The organism is Chromohalobacter marismortui (assembly GCF_004364315.1).
Lineage (GTDB): Bacteria > Pseudomonadota > Gammaproteobacteria > Pseudomonadales > Halomonadaceae > Chromohalobacter > Chromohalobacter marismortui.
Genome location: NZ_SOBR01000010.1, coordinates 63,394 through 80,177 on the forward strand (window position 1 = coordinate 63,394; position 16,784 = coordinate 80,177).

Genomic DNA, 16,784 nt, shown 5'->3' on the forward strand with positions numbered 1-16,784 from the left:
TCAAACTCATCGTGATCAACGTCGGCGCGTCACGTATCGCCTACTTCCTGTACGGCGGTCACCAAGGCCTCGGGTGTCGCACCCTGCGCCACGTGTAGCGAGGCAAAGCCCATCGTGTCTGCCAGTGTAGCCAAACGCTGACTGGAAACGATGAGCGGTTTATTCAACGCCGCCTGTCCGCACCAGATAACCAGATGCTCGAGCAATTCGCCACTGGTCACTGTCATGGCCGTGAAATCACCGTTGGCCAACCAACCGGCGGCGGTCTCATCCGGCGCAGTGTAAACACGCCGATAGAGTGCCAGCTTGGTGGCTCGCGCGCCACGCGCCTCGAGCGTCTGGGCTAGCGTCTGGCGCCCACCCACTCCGCCGACGACCAGCACACGCTGGCCGTCGAGCCGAGCCAACGAGCGCATTGCCAACAGCGTTTCGCTGGTCGTGCCCCGATGGGGATCGGGCACGTTCGCCTTGATGCCCAGGCCCTGGTGCAACATGGCCGCCGTGGCCACGCCCAACGCATAGAAGCGCGGTCCCTGCGGCAATTGCGGCCAATACCGGTCGAGCCAATCGACCAGGCACTCGGCAGCGAAGGGGCTGGTCACGATCACGACGTCGTAGAGGTCGAAATCCAGCACGGCACCGCGCGCAACCTCATCGACGGCGAGCGGCTGCAAGTGCATCAACCCCGGGTGGACGGGCACGAAGCCCGCCTCCGACAAGGCCTGGGCCAGCCGTTCACCGCCCTCGCCGGGGCGCGTCACCAGAATGCGTGACGCAGCGCTCATTCATCTTGGCCGTAGATATCCGCGAGAATCTCGCCTGCCCCCTGTTCGAGCAGCGACTCGGCGATACGCACGCCCAAGGCCTCGGGCTCGGAAGCCGAACCGCGTCCTTCGGCGCGCAATACATGCGAGCCATCCGGATCGCCGACCAGCGCCCGCAGCCATAGCGTGCGGTCGCCATCCTCGAGCACGGCATAGCCGCCGATGGGCACCTGGCAACCGCCGTCCAGTCGCGTGTTCATGGCACGTTCGGCACGCACTCGCGTGGCCGTCTGCGAGTGATCGAGCGGCGCCAGGATCTCGAGCAGCGTTTCATCGTCATGGCGACATTCGATGCCCAGCGCGCCCTGACCGCAAGCCGGCAAGCTGACTTCCGGCGGCAATTCCTGGGCGATGCGGTGGCCAAGCTCGAGACGTTCGAGCCCCGAGGTCGCCAGGATGATCGCTTCGAACTCACCGCTATCCAGCTTGCCCAGGCGGGTCTGCACGTTGCCACGCAGGTTGAGCACCTCGAGGTCGGGGCGCGCCTCCTTGACCTGCAGGCCCCGTCGCAGGCTCGACGTCCCCACACGCACGCCCTCGGGCAAGGCGTCCAGAGTCGCGTAATCATTGGAGACGAAAGCATCCGTGGGCGCGCCGCTTTCCAGAATCACCGATAGCCCCAACCCCTCGGGGAAGTGCATGGGCACGTCCTTCATCGAGTGCACGGCGATATCGGCTCGCCCGTCGAGCAGCGCTTCTTCCAATTCCTTGACGAACAACCCCTTGCCGCCCACTTTTGAGAGCGGCGAATCAAGGATCTTGTCGCCGCGCGTGGTCAGGGCGACCAACTCCACCTCGAGCCCTGGATGTAGTGCCATCAGTCGAGCCTTGACATGCTCGGCCTGCCATAACGCAAGTCGGCTCTGTCGGGTGGCGATGCGCAGTGTCTGCATGGCGGGCATTGGACTCTCCTCGATGGGCGCGCGCCGATTCAACGGCAGGGATAACCATCATCATAAAGCAGTCCTCGGTCGAGGAAAAATCCCGCCCCCAGCGTTCCCATGCCCTGCTCCACCTCGCCAGCGGCGACGACTCTGGTACACTCGGGGCATCACCATCTCGACCAAGCAGGACGCCACGCCCGATGAGCAATACTACGACCAACCAATCCTGGGGCGGACGCTTCAGCGAGCCCACCGACGCCTTCGTGGCGCGCTTCACGGCCTCGGTCGACTTCGACCGGCGCCTCTATCATCACGACATTCGCGGCTCCATCGCGCATGCCACCATGCTCGAGCGCGTCGGCGTGCTCACTGCCGAAGAACGCGCAGCCATCGTGCAAGGCCTCGGCGAGGTCGAACGGGAAATCGAAGCCGAGCAGTTTCCCTGGTCCGTGGAACTCGAAGATGTGCATATGAACATCGAGGCCCGGCTGACCGAGAAGATCGGCGTCACCGGCAAGAAGCTGCATACCGGGCGCTCGCGCAACGACCAGATCGCCACCGACATCCGGCTTTATCTACGTGACGAAATCGATGTCGTCGCGGCCGAGCTTGCCCGCCTGCGCGAGGGGTTGATCGAACTCGCCACCCGCGAGGCCGACACCATCATGCCTGGCTTCACGCATTTGCAGACCGCCCAGCCGGTGAGCTTCGGCCATCACCTGCTGGCCTGGCAGGAAATGCTCGCCCGCGATCACGAACGCCTGCTGGACTGCCGCAAGCGCGTCAACGTGATGCCGTTGGGTGCCGCCGCACTGGCCGGCACCACCTACCCCATCGACCGGCACGTCACGGCCGAGCTGCTGGGCTTCGAGCGCCCCGCCGAGAACAGCCTGGATGCGGTCAGCGATCGTGATTTCGCCATCGAATTCAGTGCCTTCGCCAGCGTACTGTTGATGCACCTGTCACGCATGAGCGAGGAACTGGTGCTGTGGACCAGCGCCCAGTTCGACTTCATCGATCTGCCCGACCGCTTCTGCACCGGCTCATCGATCATGCCGCAGAAAAAGAACCCGGACGTCCCCGAGCTGGTACGCGGCAAGACCGGCCGCGTCTATGGTCACCTGATGGGCCTTTTGACGCTGATGAAGTCGCAGCCACTGGCTTACAACAAGGACAATCAGGAAGACAAGGAACCGCTGTTCGACACCCTCGACACCGTGCAGGGCTGCCTCAAGGCGTTCGCCGACATGATACCGGCCATCGAAGCCAAGCAGGACAACATGTTCGAGGCGGCGCGCAAGGGCTTCTCCACCGCCACCGACCTGGCGGACTACTTGGTGCGTGCCGGCGTGGCCTTTCGCGATGCCCACGAAATCGTCGGTCAAGCCGTGGCGCTGGGCCTGCGCGAGCAGAAGGACCTCTCGGAGATGTCCCTCGACGAATTGCGCCAGTTCTCCGACGCGATCCAGGCCGACGTCTTCGAGGTGCTGACGCTGGAAGGTTCGGTGGCGGCGCGCAATCACATCGGCGGCACCGCGCCGGATCAGGTGCGCGCCGCCGCCCAACGCGCCCGCGACGCGCTCGCCACGCTGCAACAGGAGGCATGATGCGCTTACTTCCCATGTTGGCCATCTTGGGCCTTGCCGTGTTCACGCTCGCCGGCTGCGGCCAGAAGGGGCCGCTCTACATGCCGGATGACGAACAGGCCAGCGAGCAGTACGATCCCGCAGGCGCTTACGAAAACGATGACGCCGCCGATTCCGACGCCAGCGGCGAAGACGACGCCACTCCGCCACAACCCGAAAGCGACGCAGGCTGACGATGGATCACTTCAACTACCGCGACGGCCAGCTCTACGCTGAAGACGTCCCGCTGGCCGATATCGCCGAGCGCTTCGGCACGCCCTGTTACGTGTATTCACGGGCGACCTTCACCCGCCACTTCAAGGCCTATAGCGAGGCGCTGGGCGAGCATCCGCACCTGATCTGCTACGCGGTGAAGGCCAATGCCAATCTCGCCGTGCTCGACCTGCTGGCACGCCTCGGCGCGGGGTTCGACATCGTCTCCCAGGGCGAGCTGGAACGTGTGCTGGCCGCCGGCGGCGACCCCGCCAAGGTGGTGTTTTCCGGTGTCGCCAAGCAGGCCGGCGAAATGGCCCGCGCGCTGAACGTGGGCATCAAGTGCTTCAACGTGGAATCGCTGCCCGAGCTCGAACGCCTCAACCAGGTCGCGGGCGAGTGCGGTCAGGTGGCGCGGGTCTCGCTGCGCGTCAATCCCGACGTCGATGCTCGAACCCATCCCTACATCTCCACCGGCCTCAAGGCCAACAAGTTCGGCATCGCCGTCGACGACGCCTTCGCCGTCTATCAGCGGGCCGCCGAACTGCCTAACCTTGAGGTTGTCGGCCTGGACTGCCACATCGGTTCGCAGCTCACCGAGCTTTCGCCCTTTCTCGACGCACTGGATCGTCTGCTGGTGCTCCTCGATCGCCTGCATGCGGCGGGCATTACCATCGAGCACCTCGATCTGGGCGGCGGCCTCGGCGTGCCTTACCAGGATGAGCAGCCGCCGGCGCCCTACGACTACGCCCGTGCCCTGCTCGAGCGGCTCGATGGCCGCGACCTGACGCTGCTGTTCGAACCGGGCCGTTCGATCGCCGCCAATGCCGGCGTCATGCTCACCCGGGTCGAATATTTGAAGCCCGGCGAGACCCAGCACTTCGCCATCGTCGACGCGGGCATGAACGACTTGATTCGTCCTGCGCTGTACCAGGCCTGGCAGCGCATCGTCCCGGTCGATACCCGGCAGGCACGCGAGACGGCGGTCTACGATATCGTCGGCCCGGTCTGCGAAACCGGCGATTTCCTGGGCAAGGCACGCGAACTGGCCATCGCGCCGGGCGACCTGCTCGCGGTGCGCTCGGCCGGCGCCTACGGCTTCGTGATGGCCTCCAACTACAATAGCCGACCGCGCCCCGCCGAGATCATGGTCGACGGCGATAGCGCTCGCGTGGTGCGTGAACGCGAGACGCTCGACGCCTTGTGGGCGGGCGAGCATCGCTTGGCGGAGACCTCCTGATGCTGCTGCATTTCACCAAGATGCACGGGCTCGGCAACGACTTCATGGTCGTCGATCTGGTCACCCAGCGGGCACGGCTCGACACCACGTGCATCCGGCAACTGGCCGATCGTCATCTCGGCGTCGGTTTCGACCAGTTGCTGCTGGTCGAACCGCCGCGTGATCCGGAGATGGATTTCCGCTATCGCATCTTCAATGCCGACGGCCACGAGGTGGAGAACTGTGGCAATGGCGCCCGCTGCTTCGCGCGTTTCGTGCGCGAGGCGCGCCTGACCCACAAGCGCGAGATTCACGTCGAAACCCAGGCCGGGCCCCTGACGCTTCGCGTCGAGGAAGACGAGCGCGTGCGCGTGAACATGGGCGTGCCGCGTTTCGGCCCCGAGGCAGTGCCCTTCGACGCTGCGGCCGATACGCCCACGCATACCCTCGAGGTCGACGACGCACGCTGGGAGATCGGTGTCGTTTCGATGGGCAACCCTCACGCCATCCTGGTGGTCGACGATGTCGCTACCGCGCCGGTGGCACGCCTGGGCCCGCTCATCGAACATCACGTCCGCTTCCCCCGGCGTGTCAATGTGAGCTTCCTGCAGGTCGTCTCGCGTCACGAAGCGCGCCTGCGCGTCTTCGAACGTGGCAGCGGCGAAACACTGGCCTGCGGCACCGGGGCCTGCGCGGCAGTGGCCAACGGCATCCGGCGCGGGTTGTTCGAGAGTCCCGTCGATGTTCATCTACCCGGCGGCACGCTAACCTTGGAATGGCCCGCCGAGGACGCGCCCATGGTCATGATCGGCCCCGCCACCAGCGTCTTCGAGGGGCGTATCGCACTACCTTAGCCGCCTTGCCGAGTGCCCGGAGCACCTTCAAACAACGACACGGTACGCCAGACGGAAACACAGGAGAACATACGCATGTCCCAAGCCCAGGCGCCCGAGCCGCGCACGACGCTCGACCCCGAGCGTGTCGCGCATTGGCTGGCCCGTCATCCCGACTTCTTCGTCGGCCGAGAGGGACTGCTACAACAGCTCAAGGTACCGCACCCCCAGACTCAGGGCGCGATTTCGCTGCTCGAGCGTCTCGTGCATGACTTGCGCGAACGTGCCGAAACCGCCGAATGGCGCCTCGAACACTTGCTGGAAACGGCACGCCATAACGAGGCGCAGTACCAACGCACACGCTCGTTGATCCTGGCACTGCTCGAGGCGGAAAGTATCGATGCGCTGGGCGAGGCCCTGTCGACCCAGCTCAGCGAGCGCTTCCGCACCCAGGCCGTCGCGCTATGGCTGCACACGCCGCAGGATGCCGACACGGTACAGCCACCGCGCTTCCCACTCGATGCGCCTGCGCAAGAAGCCTTGGACGACCTGCTCGACGGCCACAACAGCCGCTGCACCCAGCTCTCGCGAAACGCGTGGCGTAAACTCCTTCCGCATACCACCGCTCCCGAAAGCAGCGGTTCGTGCGCCGTCACTCGCCTGACCATGGGCGAACCCCTTGGTTATCTGCTGCTCGCCAGCCAGGAGAGCGAGCACTTCCGTGCCACGCTCGACACCTTGTTCACCGATTACCTCGGGGAAATCATCGGGCGCTTGCTGATCCGGCTGGATACCGCACATGCACGCCGCGATTGAAGATTTCCTGCGCGGGCTGGCGGGACATGCGAGCCCCGCGACGCTGGACGCCTATCGGCGCGACCTGGTCGCGCTGGTGCATTTCCTCGAAGCGCAGGAGATCGACGACTGGGCCACGCTGGATGTCGCCCTGGTGCGTCGCTTCCTGGGCGCCGAGCGCACCCGCGGCCTGGCCCCACGCAGTCTCGCCAGACGCCGCGCCGCGCTCTCGCGCTTCGCCGATCATCTGGTGCGCAGCGGCGTGCTTGAACACAACCCCGTGGCCTTGACCCAGGCCCCGCGCCAGCCTCAGCACCTGCCACGCCCGGTGGATGTCGATCAGTTATCGCGCTTTCTGGACACTCCCCACGACGAGACCCCGCTCGGGGTGCGCGATCAGGCCATGCTGGAACTGTTCTATTCCTGCGGGCTACGCTTGGCGGAGTTGACGGCGCTGGATGTCACCGATCTAGAGACGCGGCGTGTGCGGGTCATGGGCAAGGGCGGCAAGCCGCGCCAGATGCCTCTTGGCAGGCGTGCCCAGGCGGCGTTGGCGGCATGGTTCAAGGTCCGTGGGCAACTCGCCGATGCCCAGGAGCGCGCGCTGTTCGTCGGTCAACGCGGCGTCCGGCTCGGGCATCGCGCGGTACAGAAGCGGCTCGCGCACCTTGCTCGCGAGCGCGGCCTGCCCGAGCACCTGCATCCGCATCGCCTGCGGCACTCCTTCGCCAGCCATCTGCTCGAATCGAGTCAGGATCTGCGCGCCGTTCAGGAACTGTTGGGGCATGCCAATCTATCCACGACGCAGGTCTATACCCGGCTCGACTGGCAGCACCTCGCCGACGCCTACGATCAGGCCCACCCGCGCGCCCGGCGTCGCGCGCCAGCGGACGATACCTGATACCCACCACTGCGGAGGATGCCTCATGGCGATTACTGCGCTGACCTTCGACCTTGACGACACCCTGTGGGATAACCGCCCCGTCCTCGAGCGTGCCGAAGCCGGTCATTACCAATGGCTCAGCGACGCCCTTGCCGACAGCTCTCCGGAGGTCGGTCACGCGTTCATCACCCATTACCCCTTGCACGCGTATCAGCAGCACCGCCTCGACGTGGCGCGGCGCTTTCCGCTCAAACGCGGCGACTTCACCTGGGTTCGTGAACGCGCCTTGTTCGAGATGGTGGAAGCCTACGGGCTACCTCGGCTCCGGGCACGCTTGTGGGCGGCGCACGCCATCGCGCATTTCCTCGACCTGCGCCATGACCTCACGCCCTATCCCGGAGTCGTGGCCATGCTCGATACACTGCGCCAGCGCTACCGGATCGCCGCGATCACCAACGGCAACGCCGATCTCAAGCGCCTGGACCTCGCCGAGCACTTCAGCGCGATGATCGCCGCGGGCGAACTGCATGCCCCCAAGCCTGACCCACGTGCCTTCCTCGCAGCATTGGCACGCCTCGGTGCTCAGCCATCGCAGGGCCTCCATGTGGGCGACTCCTGGCGCGAGGATGTGCTGCCCGCGCAGCGCCTGGGCATGCAGGTGGCCTGGATCGACGCCAAGAACGAAGCCCCGCACGACCTACCCCCCGGCGTGCACCGGCTGACCCACGTGCGTGAGCTCCCCGCACTGCTCACGCGCCTGACATCCTAGGCTTGCGCGTCACACGATATCCGGCTCGCATAGCCAGGCATCCATGCGCGTGCATGCCTCATCGACGCCTTGACGCTTGAGCGCCGAGAACAACTGCACGCTGACCAGATCTTCCCAGTCGGCGAGCTGGCGACGCACCGCCAGCAGCGACGACTTGGCTGCTCCGGGCTTGAGCTTGTCAGCCTTGGTCAACAGGATGTGCACGGGCATCGCTCTCTCGTCGGCCCAGCCCAGCATCATCTGATCGAACTCGCTCAACGGATGACGCACGTCCATGACCAGCATCAGCCCCCTGAGCGCTTCGCGCTCGTACAAGTATTCGCTCAAGTGGCGCTGCCACTCCAGCTTGACCTGATCCGGCACCTTGGCGAAACCATACCCGGGCAGGTCGACCAGCCGATGCGTCTCATCATTCTCGAGGGTGAAGAAATTGATCAGTTGCGTGCGTCCCGGCGTCTTGGAGGTCCGTGCCAGCGACTTCTGCCGGGTGAGCGTGTTGATAGCGCTCGATTTACCGGCATTGGAACGGCCCGCGAACGCCACCTCCGCCCCTGTATCAGCGGGACACAGGGCTAGACGCGGCGCACTGGTCAAAAAACGCGCGGTCTGGTAATTGATCTTGCCATCTTGCATGTTGGTTCTCGACTGAGCTGCCGCCCACGAGCGGCGAATGATCCATGAAGGACGGTTGCGGCACAGTGTATCATTGCGTGGGCGTCGCGCTCTTTCCATCGCGCCCGTCGAGGTGGTATCACTAATATCTCTGTTCACATTGACCCGCTCGGGAACCCTGTTCGCGGATGTGGCTCAAACCTTCATCATGGTGAGCGATGATCGTCCACCATTTGTGTTCTGCTGTTTATGCAAGGCAAGGAGAGATGCATGTTGAAATCGTTGTTGGTACTGGCCGCCGGCCTGAGTATGTCAACGCTGGTCATGGCCGCCGAACCCGTCGCGGGAGAGGATTACAAGGTCCTGGACGAACCGGTGAAAACCGCGGTGCCGGACGGCAAGATCGAGGTCAACGAAGTGTTCTGGTACGGCTGCCCGCACTGCTACGCCCTCGAAAAGCCGCTCAATGCCTGGGTCGACAAGCTCCCCGATGACGTGGTCTTCCAGCGCATTCCGGCCACCATGGGCGATACCTGGACCCAGCATGCGCGCGCCTTCTATGCCGCCAAGGCGCTCGGCATTCAGAAGCAAATGCACAGCGATTTCTTCGCTGCCATTCACGAACAGGGCCAACGCCTCACCGCACCCAACGATATCGCCGAATTCTTTACGCATTACGGCGTCAGCAAGGAAGAGGCGCTCGAGGCACTCGATTCCTTCGGCGTGAAGAGCCAACTCAATCAAGCCAACGCCAAGATGCGTGCCTACAAGATCATGGGGGTGCCCGCACTGGTCGTCGACGGGCGTTATGTCATCTCGCCGAGAAGTGCCGGTTCGCTGGAGAACATGCCCAAGATCGCCAGCGCCCTGATCGACAAGGTACGCAGCGAACGCAATGAGTAATGCCACCGCCGCGGCGCCTGCTTCGCGGGCGCCCCGCTCGTTGCGTCTGCTGACCTGCAACCTGCAGGTCGGCATTCATACGTCGGCCTATCACCATTATCTCACCCGCAGTTGGCAGCACGTGCTGCCACATCCCAAGCGCCAGGGACGGCTCGACCTGATCGCCGACATGCTACGCGACTACGATATCGTCGGCCTCCAGGAGGTCGATGGCGGGAGTTTCCGCTCGGGGCACGTCAATCAGGTCGAGTATCTCGCCGCACGGGCCGAGTTTCCTCACTACTACCAGCAGCTCAATCGCAATCTGGGACGTGTCGCCCAACACAGCAACGGCCTGCTGTCGCGCCTGACGCCGCATCAAGTGAACGAGTATCGTCTGCCCGGCACCCTCCCGGGGCGTGGTGCCATGCATGCACGCTTCGGCGAGGGCCCCGATGCCCTGCACCTGGTCGTCGCGCACCTGGCACTCGGACATCGCACACGTACCCGGCAACTCGACTACTTGAGCGAGATCATTCAGCCATTGCGGCATGTGGTGGTCATGGGGGATCTCAATTGCACACCGGACCAGATCAAAGCGCACCAGCGCTTCTGCCATGCGCTACCGCTGCACCCTGTGGCGATGCCGCTGTCGTATCCGGCCTGGCAACCACGCCGGGCCCTCGACCACATCCTGATCTCCGAGGCATTGCACGCCGAGCGCTTCGAGGTGCTCGATCGCTTGTTTTCCGACCACTTGCCGGTGGCGGTCGACATTCAACTGCCCACCGCCTGCCTGCGCAGCATGAGCGACACCCATCGCGACTCATGAGCACGGTACCGGCTCGACAACAGGACAACGCTCAGGTCGTGGCCATGAGCCGCACCCACTCGATCATCGGCGCGGGATAGACACCCAACAGCACGACCAGGGCCGCCAACGCCAGCACTACCACGCCACCGGCGCGCTGTGCCCAGTCCGTGGTAGCGTCACGCCGCTGCATGCCTGGTTCGGGCAGAAACAGCGTCACCATCACGCGCAGATAGTAGTAAAGCCCGATGGCGCTCCCCGCTACCACGGCGCCGACCAACCACCAGCGACTGGCTTCGACCCCCACCGCGACGATGTAGAACTTGCCGATAAAACCGGCCGTAAAGGGAATCCCCGCCAGCGACAGCATCATGACCGTCAGCACAGCGGTCAGATAGGGGCGCCGCCAGAACAAGCCCCGATAATGATGCAGACGACTGGCATCGGCGCCGCCGTAAGGGCTCGACAGCAACGTCACTACGCCGAACGCGCCCAGCGTCGTCACCACGTAGGTCACCAGATAGAGGCCTGCGGTCTCCACCGCCAGACCGTCGTTGATCACCAACGCCACCAGCAAATAGCCAAAATGCGCAATCGAGGAATAGCCCAGCAGGCGCTTGAGGTCCTGCTGCATCAACGCCAGCAGGTTGCCGACCAGCATCGTCACGAAGGCGAGTACGGCGAGCAGGCTGTGGAACCAGGCATCCTGGGCCGCCGGGGCGGATTGCAGCAGGCGCAGCAAGACTATCAACACCGCCACCTTGCTGGCCGACGCCAGGAAGGTGGCCGCCGGGGCGGGACTGCCTTCATAGACGTCCGGCGTCCAGAGATGGAACGGCACGATGGACAGCTTGAAACCCAGACCAATGAGCATCATGCCCATGCCGGCCAGCAGCCACCCATCGCCGCCTGCCGAGGCCAGTGCCCCGCCCAGTCCGGCAAAATCGAGGTGCCCGGTACGCGCATACAGCAGCGCCATGCCGAACAGCAAGAAGGCGGAGGCCCCCGCGGAAAGCACCATGTACTTGATGCCCGCTTCCAGTGCCCCACGTTCACGGTAGGTATAGGCCAACATGCCATAAAGCGGCATCGACAACAGTTCCAGGCCGAAGAACAACGCGGCCAAGTGACGACTGCTGACCAGAGCGATCCCGCCAGCGGCAGCACATAACAGCAGCAGGTAGTACTCCTCGCGTGGACCGCGCGCGCCTTCGAGGTAAGCATGGCCCAGGGTGGCGCAGGCCAGCGTAGCGACGAGAATCAGCACACCACCGAAGATCGACAGGCCATCCACCGTCATCAGCGACGTCACGTCATGTGGTGCCTGCCACCAGGCCACAAGCTGGGCCGCCAGCGCCAGGTTGAGACCGATCACGGTCAACGTGGCCGTCAGGTCATAACACCGACGCCACGCAATGGTCAGCATGACGACGATGGCCGTGGCGCAGACGAGGATCAATGGTGAAAGAGCAAGCAGCGACGTCATGGCGTCTCCTCAGGCATGGCAGGCGTTTCTTCCAGCGTCATGATGCGCTCAACGTTTTGCATCGCCGCCTCCGAGGTATCCAGCAATGGGCCGGGATAGAGACCGACCCACAATACCAGGACCAGCAGGCCGAGCATCATCACGGTTTCGCGGACATCGAGCCCACCCAGCGGCGTGTCTTCCTTGGCCGGGCCGAAGTAGACGCGTTGCATGATGAAGAGCGAATAGATCGCCGCCAGTACGAAACCACCACTGGCGACCACGACCACCCAGGGCCAGGTACCGAAGGTGCCAAACAGCACCAGGAACTCTCCCACGAAATTGGCCGTCCCCGGGATGCCCATCGAGGCCGCCACGAAGCACAGCGCAATCCCCGGCAGGCCCTTGATGCGGCCCCACAGGCCACCCATCAGGCGCATGTCGCGGGTATGCAGACGCTCGTAGAGCTGGCCACTGATAATGAATAGCCCGGAAGCCGAGAAGGCATGGGCCACCATCAGCACTACCACACCCTGCAGCGCCAGCTCGGTGCCACTGTAGATGCCGATCAACACGAACCCCATGTGGGAAATGCTGGAATAGGCCACCAGACGTTTCAGGTCCTGCTGACCACAGGCCAGTATCGCGCCGTAGAAGATCCCCAGAATGCCAAGCCCCATCGCGATCGGCGCGAAAGCCTGGGAGGCCTCGGGAAACAGCGGCAAGGCGAAACGCAGCATGCCGTAGGCAGCGGTCTTGAGCAGGATTCCCGCCAGGTCGACACTGCCTGCGGTAGGCGCCTGAGCATGCGCGTCGGGCAGCCATCCATGCAGCGGCACCACCGGCATCTTGACCGCGAAGGCGATGAAAAAGCCCAACATCAGCCACCATGCCATCTGCGGAGAGAGTTCATTCTGCGCCGTGTGGCGCAATGCTTCATAGCTGAAGCTGTATTCCCCGGTAGCGGCATGGTGCGCGAAGACCAAGCCGAGGATGGCCACCAGCATCAGCAGCCCGCTGGCCTGGGTATAGATGAAGAATTTCGTCGCCGCCTGAATCCGCGTGTTGCCCGTGGAACCGCTGTGGCCCCACAACGCGATCAGGAAGTACATGGGCACCAGCATCATCTCCCAGAAGAAGAAGAACAGGAACAAGTCGATGGCCAGGAAGACCCCCACCACACCGCCGAGAATCCACAACAGGTTGAGGTGGAAAAAGCCGATGCGCCGCGAGATCTCATGCCACGAACACACCACCGCCAGTACCCCGAGCAGACCAGTGAGCGCGATCATGATCAGCGACAAGCCATCCAGCGCCAGGTGGACCTCGATCCCGAAGCGGGGAATCCAGTCCGCGCGCCACTCGAGAACCCAATCCGAGGCACCCTGCACGGCGTTCAAGCCGTAGTCGCCGTGCCACCAAACGCCCAGTACCAAGGCCAGTTCGAGCAGCATGGTGCCCAGGGCAATCCAGCGTGGCGGCTGCTCGCCGAAACGCTCGGCTTGCCAGCACAGCAACCCGCCGATGAAGGGAATCAGAATCAACCAGACAAGAGTCATCAGCGCCGTGCCCCCTCAACTTGCCACGTTTGCCTGCTATCCGCGCCACCGGTGTCTTGCTTCAAGTCGTACATCGCTTACCCCACAGCCAGGAAGATCAGCACCACGGTCGCGCCCAGCGTCATCGAAACGGCATAGTGGCGCAGCCGCCCCGTCTGAGATCGCGTCAACAGCCAGCGCAGACCGCGCGCCAGCAACGGCACCAGATTGCACAACCCATTGATCCAATCGCTACGCCACAGCCACACCAAGCCTCGGAACGGTTTGACCAGCACCACATCGTAGAAGGCATCGAAGCCCCAGGCGTGATGCCACAAGCGCCACAGCCGCGCGCCTGCCGGCAGCGCGACCAGACGCGCCACCCGCTCACGTCGCCACGCGAACAGCCACAGCGCCACGGCCACGCCGCCCACGGCCACCAGCATGGCCACGATCTCCAGCGCATGGCGGCCGGCTTCCTGCGTCGCGCCAGGACTCGCCGGCAGTACTTCGTCGAGCGGCGGATGAATCCAGGCCCCCACCAGCGTCGAGAGCACGATCAGCACGACCAATGGCAGACCATGCACCAGACCGCGCCCACCTTCGGCGTGACGGCTATGCTCGCTTCCCGGCTGGCCGTGGAAGGTGCCGATGATCAAACGCACGGTATACAGCGCGGTCAGCAGCGCCCCGACCAGCCCCGCCAGCAGCAGGCCGATATGACCGGAGGCCAGCGCCTCCCAGAGAATTTCGTCCTTGCTATAGAAGCCGGCCGTTACCAGCGGCAACGCCGCCAGCGCCGAGCCGCCGACCACGAATCCGGCATAGGCCAGCGGCAACTTGCGCCACAATCCACCCAGGCGACGCATGTCCTGCTCGTGATGGCAGGAGACGATCACCGACCCCGCCGAGAGGAACAGCAGCGCCTTGAAGAAGGCGTGGGTCATCAGGTGGAAGATCGCCGCATCGAAGGCCCCTACGCCCAGAGCGAGGAACATGTAGCCGATCTGACTCATCGTCGAATAGGCCAGCACCCGTTTGATGTCGGTCTGCGCCAACGCGGCGAAACCCGCCATCAGCAGCGTCAGCGCACCGATCCAACCGACCAGCGTCAGCACGTCCGGCGCCAGCAGGAACAGGCCATGCATGCGTGCGATCAAGTACACCCCAGCCGTCACCATGGTCGCCGCATGAATCAACGCCGACACCGGGGTAGGGCCGGCCATGGCATCGGCCAGCCAGGTATGCAAGGGCAATTGTGCAGACTTGCCCAGCGCCCCGCCGAGCAGCATCAGCGTGGCCAGCTCGATCATCAGGTCACCGCGCGCCCAGACCTGCGGCGCTCGCACCAGCAGTGTCTGAATATCCAATGTGCCCAACTCGACGAACAGGATGAACAGCCCGATCGCCATCAGCACATCGCCGATACGCGTCACCAGGAAGGCCTTGAAGGCCGCCCAGCCATTGGCCGAGTCATGGTAGTAGTAGCCGATCAACAAGTAACTGCACAGGCCAACGCCTTCCCAGCCCAGATACAGCAGCAGCAAGTTGTCGCCCAAGACCAGCAACACCATGCTGAACACGAACAGGTTCATGTAGGCATAGAAGCGGCGCACCCCCGTCTCGCCGCGCATATACCATGCCGCGAACAGATGGATGAGGAAGCCCACGCCGGTGATCACGCCGAGCATCGTCAGCGACAACCCATCGACCAGCAGCCCCATCGCCGGCTGGAAATCGCCCACCTCGATCCAGGTCCACAGCGTCATGACTTGCGCCGCCGAGCCGTGTGCCAGGAAATCGAGACCCACCCACACGGTCGAGGCCGCCGCCAACCCCAGCGCGGTGACGCCCACCGTCGCCGCGCCGCGCAGCGACAGGCGGTCTCCGCCCAGCGCCAGGACCAGACACCCCAACAAGGGGAACAAAAATGTCAATGTGAGTAGATTCATCCGCGCAACCTGCTTGCCGCATCGATATCAAGGGTCTTGAAGCGCCGGTAGAGCTGTAACAACAGCGCCAACCCGACGCTTGCCTCGGCCGCCGCCAGGGTGATCACCAGCAGGAACATCACCTGACCATCCGGCTGGCCCCAGCGCGTCCCCGCGACGATGAAGGCGAGCCCCGCCGCATTCATCATGATTTCCAGGCTCATCAGCACGAACAGCATGTTGCGACGCACCATCAGCCCCGCCAGCCCCAGCGCGAAAAGGATCGACGCCAGGATCAGGCCGTGTTCCATGGGAACGCCATTCATCGTGAACTCTCCTCGCTTGAGGTATCATGGCCGAGCGAGCGCTCGCTCGCAGCGCGTCCGCGGCCATCCGCAGTGCGTTTGCTCGGCACCTGACGGACGGCACGCGCCTCTTCCTGCGTCTCTCCGCGCCCCAGATGAGACGCCACCACCAGCGCCGCCAACAACAGCATCGCGGCGAGCTCGACGACGATCAGGTAAGGCCCGAACAGCAACGAGCCCACGGCCTTGGCCGTCAGTGTATCGCCGTGGATACGACCATCCACGTCGGCCCCGATCAGCGTCGCCAACAGCACCAGCAGCAAGACACCGCTCAGCACCGCCGGCCCCAGCCAAGTACGCAAGCGCAGCCAGGTACGCTCCTGCTGCGCGGTCGACTCGCCGAGGTTGAGCATCATCACCACGAACACGAACAGCACCATGATCGCGCCAGCGTAAACGATGATTTCCAGCGCTCCGGCGAAAGGCGCCCCCAGCGCAAAGAACACCATCGCCACCGCGATCAGCGAGACGATCAGGTAAAGCAAGGCATGTACCGGGTGCCGCCCGGTGACCACCCCAAGCGTCGCGAGCACGGCAACCACGGCGCTGAGATAGAAGGCGATTTCCATGGTGTCTCCCTCGTCCTGATCAGGGCATCAACGACTTGACGTTGATCGGCTCGGCTTCGTTCTGCGCCTCGCCCTTGTCTTTTCCGGCGACCGACAGCCCGGCCACGCGATAAAAGTTGTAGTTATGGTCCTTGCCCGGCCCGGAGATCAGCAGATCTTCTTTCTCGTAGACCAGTTCCTGGCGTCGAAACTCGCTCATCTCGAAATCCGGCGTGAGCTGAATCGCCGACGTCGGGCAGGCTTCCTCGCACAGTCCGCAAAAGATGCAGCGCGAAAAGTTGATACGGAAGAATTCCGGATACCAGCGGCCATCGTCACGCTCGCCCTTCTGCAGCGAGATGCACGCCACCGGGCACGCTACGGCACACAGATTGCACGCCACGCAACGCTCTTCACCGTCGGGGTCACGGGTCAGCACGATGCGTCCGCGATAGCGCGGCGACAGATAGACCGGCTCTTCCGGATACTGCAGGGTCTCGCGCTTGCGGAAGGCATGCATGAACACCATGCCCAGCGTCCGCAGCTGCGACCAAGTCCCCGCGAGCAGTGATTTAATCGTCACGGTC

The 16,784-nt window shown here is 64.1% G+C and carries 17 protein-coding genes and 1 pseudogene; 9 read left to right on the forward strand and 9 right to left on the reverse strand.

Translation table 11 applies throughout. From position 1 onward, the window contains the following. Positions 1 to 29: 29 nt before the first annotated feature. A complete protein-coding gene (locus C8E00_RS15665; RefSeq protein ID WP_133698453.1) occupies positions 30 to 785 on the reverse strand; it encodes a uroporphyrinogen-III synthase in 756 nt (251 codons plus the stop codon). Continuing rightward, entirely contained in the window at positions 782 to 1,726 is a 945-nt protein-coding gene (hemC, locus tag C8E00_RS15670) for a hydroxymethylbilane synthase (RefSeq protein ID WP_133698454.1), read from the reverse strand. The genes C8E00_RS15665 and hemC overlap by 4 nt, the downstream gene beginning before the upstream one ends. A gap of 182 nt (positions 1,727 to 1,908) precedes the next feature. On the opposite strand from hemC, the gene argH reads away from it, so the two are divergent. The 7 genes and pseudogenes from argH to C8E00_RS15705 all read left to right on the forward strand — a co-directional run bounded on the left by argH (position 1,909) and on the right by C8E00_RS15705 (position 8,045). Beyond that, positions 1,909 to 3,315, forward strand: coding sequence for an argininosuccinate lyase (gene argH, locus C8E00_RS15675; protein ID WP_133698455.1), 1,407 nt, complete (start codon positions 1,909 to 1,911; stop codon positions 3,313 to 3,315). Continuing rightward, positions 3,315 to 3,425: pseudogene (lptM, locus tag C8E00_RS16760) on the forward strand (LPS translocon maturation chaperone LptM); the annotation flags it as partial. The gene argH and the pseudogene lptM, both read left to right, overlap by 1 nt. A 104-nt stretch (positions 3,426 to 3,529) precedes the next feature. Then, positions 3,530 to 4,786, forward strand: a complete 1,257-nt coding sequence (gene lysA, locus C8E00_RS15685; RefSeq protein ID WP_133698457.1) for a diaminopimelate decarboxylase — start codon at positions 3,530 to 3,532, stop codon at positions 4,784 to 4,786. Next, positions 4,786 to 5,619 carry a diaminopimelate epimerase gene (dapF, locus tag C8E00_RS15690; RefSeq protein ID WP_133698458.1) on the forward strand — a complete coding sequence of 278 codons (834 nt, stop codon included), beginning with the start codon at positions 4,786 to 4,788 and terminating at the stop codon, positions 5,617 to 5,619. Before lysA ends, dapF begins: the two co-directional genes overlap by 1 nt. 75 nt (positions 5,620 to 5,694) lie before the next feature. Further along, positions 5,695 to 6,414 (forward strand): DUF484 family protein, encoded by a 720-nt coding sequence (locus C8E00_RS15695; RefSeq protein ID WP_133698459.1) that lies wholly within the window; start codon positions 5,695 to 5,697, stop codon positions 6,412 to 6,414. Continuing rightward, on the forward strand, positions 6,398 to 7,294 hold the full coding sequence (locus tag C8E00_RS15700; RefSeq protein WP_133698460.1) for a tyrosine recombinase XerC: 897 nt from the start codon (positions 6,398 to 6,400) through the stop codon (positions 7,292 to 7,294). Before C8E00_RS15695 ends, C8E00_RS15700 begins: the two co-directional genes overlap by 17 nt. Positions 7,295 to 7,319: 25 nt before the next feature. Then, positions 7,320 to 8,045, forward strand: a complete 726-nt coding sequence (locus C8E00_RS15705; protein ID WP_133698461.1) for an HAD family hydrolase — start codon at positions 7,320 to 7,322, stop codon at positions 8,043 to 8,045. A 9-nt stretch (positions 8,046 to 8,054) separates the two neighbouring features. Here C8E00_RS15705 and yihA read toward each other — a convergent pair whose 3' ends face one another. After that, on the reverse strand, positions 8,055 to 8,678 hold the full coding sequence (gene yihA, locus C8E00_RS15710) for a ribosome biogenesis GTP-binding protein YihA/YsxC (RefSeq protein WP_133698462.1): 624 nt from the start codon (positions 8,676 to 8,678) through the stop codon (positions 8,055 to 8,057). A gap of 249 nt (positions 8,679 to 8,927) precedes the next feature. On the opposite strand from yihA, the gene C8E00_RS15715 reads away from it, so the two are divergent. Together C8E00_RS15715 and C8E00_RS15720 are read left to right on the forward strand one after the other, a co-directional pair. After that, a complete protein-coding gene (locus tag C8E00_RS15715; RefSeq protein WP_133698463.1) occupies positions 8,928 to 9,560 on the forward strand; it encodes a thiol:disulfide interchange protein DsbA/DsbL in 633 nt (210 codons plus the stop codon). Beyond that, entirely contained in the window at positions 9,553 to 10,371 is an 819-nt protein-coding gene (locus C8E00_RS15720) for an endonuclease/exonuclease/phosphatase family protein (RefSeq protein ID WP_133698464.1), read from the forward strand. Before C8E00_RS15715 ends, C8E00_RS15720 begins: the two co-directional genes overlap by 8 nt. A gap of 31 nt (positions 10,372 to 10,402) precedes the next feature. On the opposite strand, the gene nuoN is transcribed toward C8E00_RS15720, so the two are convergent. The 6 genes from nuoN to nuoI all read right to left on the reverse strand — a co-directional run bounded on the left by nuoN (position 10,403) and on the right by nuoI (position 16,780). Then, on the reverse strand, positions 10,403 to 11,836 hold the full coding sequence (gene nuoN / locus C8E00_RS15725; protein WP_133698465.1) for an NADH-quinone oxidoreductase subunit NuoN: 1,434 nt from the start codon (positions 11,834 to 11,836) through the stop codon (positions 10,403 to 10,405). Next, the gene (gene nuoM / locus C8E00_RS15730) at positions 11,833 to 13,374 is read right to left on the reverse strand and encodes an NADH-quinone oxidoreductase subunit M (protein ID WP_133698466.1); all 1,542 of its coding nucleotides are present in this window, start codon (positions 13,372 to 13,374) and stop codon (positions 11,833 to 11,835) included. The genes nuoN and nuoM overlap by 4 nt, the downstream gene beginning before the upstream one ends. Before the next feature lie 77 nt (positions 13,375 to 13,451). After that, positions 13,452 to 15,305, reverse strand: a complete 1,854-nt coding sequence (gene nuoL / locus C8E00_RS15735) for an NADH-quinone oxidoreductase subunit L (protein ID WP_133698467.1) — start codon at positions 15,303 to 15,305, stop codon at positions 13,452 to 13,454. Further along, on the reverse strand, positions 15,302 to 15,610 hold the full coding sequence (gene nuoK / locus C8E00_RS15740; RefSeq protein ID WP_133698468.1) for an NADH-quinone oxidoreductase subunit NuoK: 309 nt from the start codon (positions 15,608 to 15,610) through the stop codon (positions 15,302 to 15,304). Before nuoK ends, nuoL begins: the two co-directional genes overlap by 4 nt. Continuing rightward, positions 15,607 to 16,218, reverse strand: coding sequence for an NADH-quinone oxidoreductase subunit J (gene nuoJ / locus C8E00_RS15745; protein WP_133698469.1), 612 nt, complete (start codon positions 16,216 to 16,218; stop codon positions 15,607 to 15,609). Before nuoJ ends, nuoK begins: the two co-directional genes overlap by 4 nt. Positions 16,219 to 16,237: 19 nt before the next feature. Continuing rightward, positions 16,238 to 16,780, reverse strand: a complete 543-nt coding sequence (nuoI, locus tag C8E00_RS15750) for an NADH-quinone oxidoreductase subunit NuoI (RefSeq protein ID WP_133698470.1) — start codon at positions 16,778 to 16,780, stop codon at positions 16,238 to 16,240. Between the last annotated feature and the right edge of the window lie 4 nt (positions 16,781 to 16,784).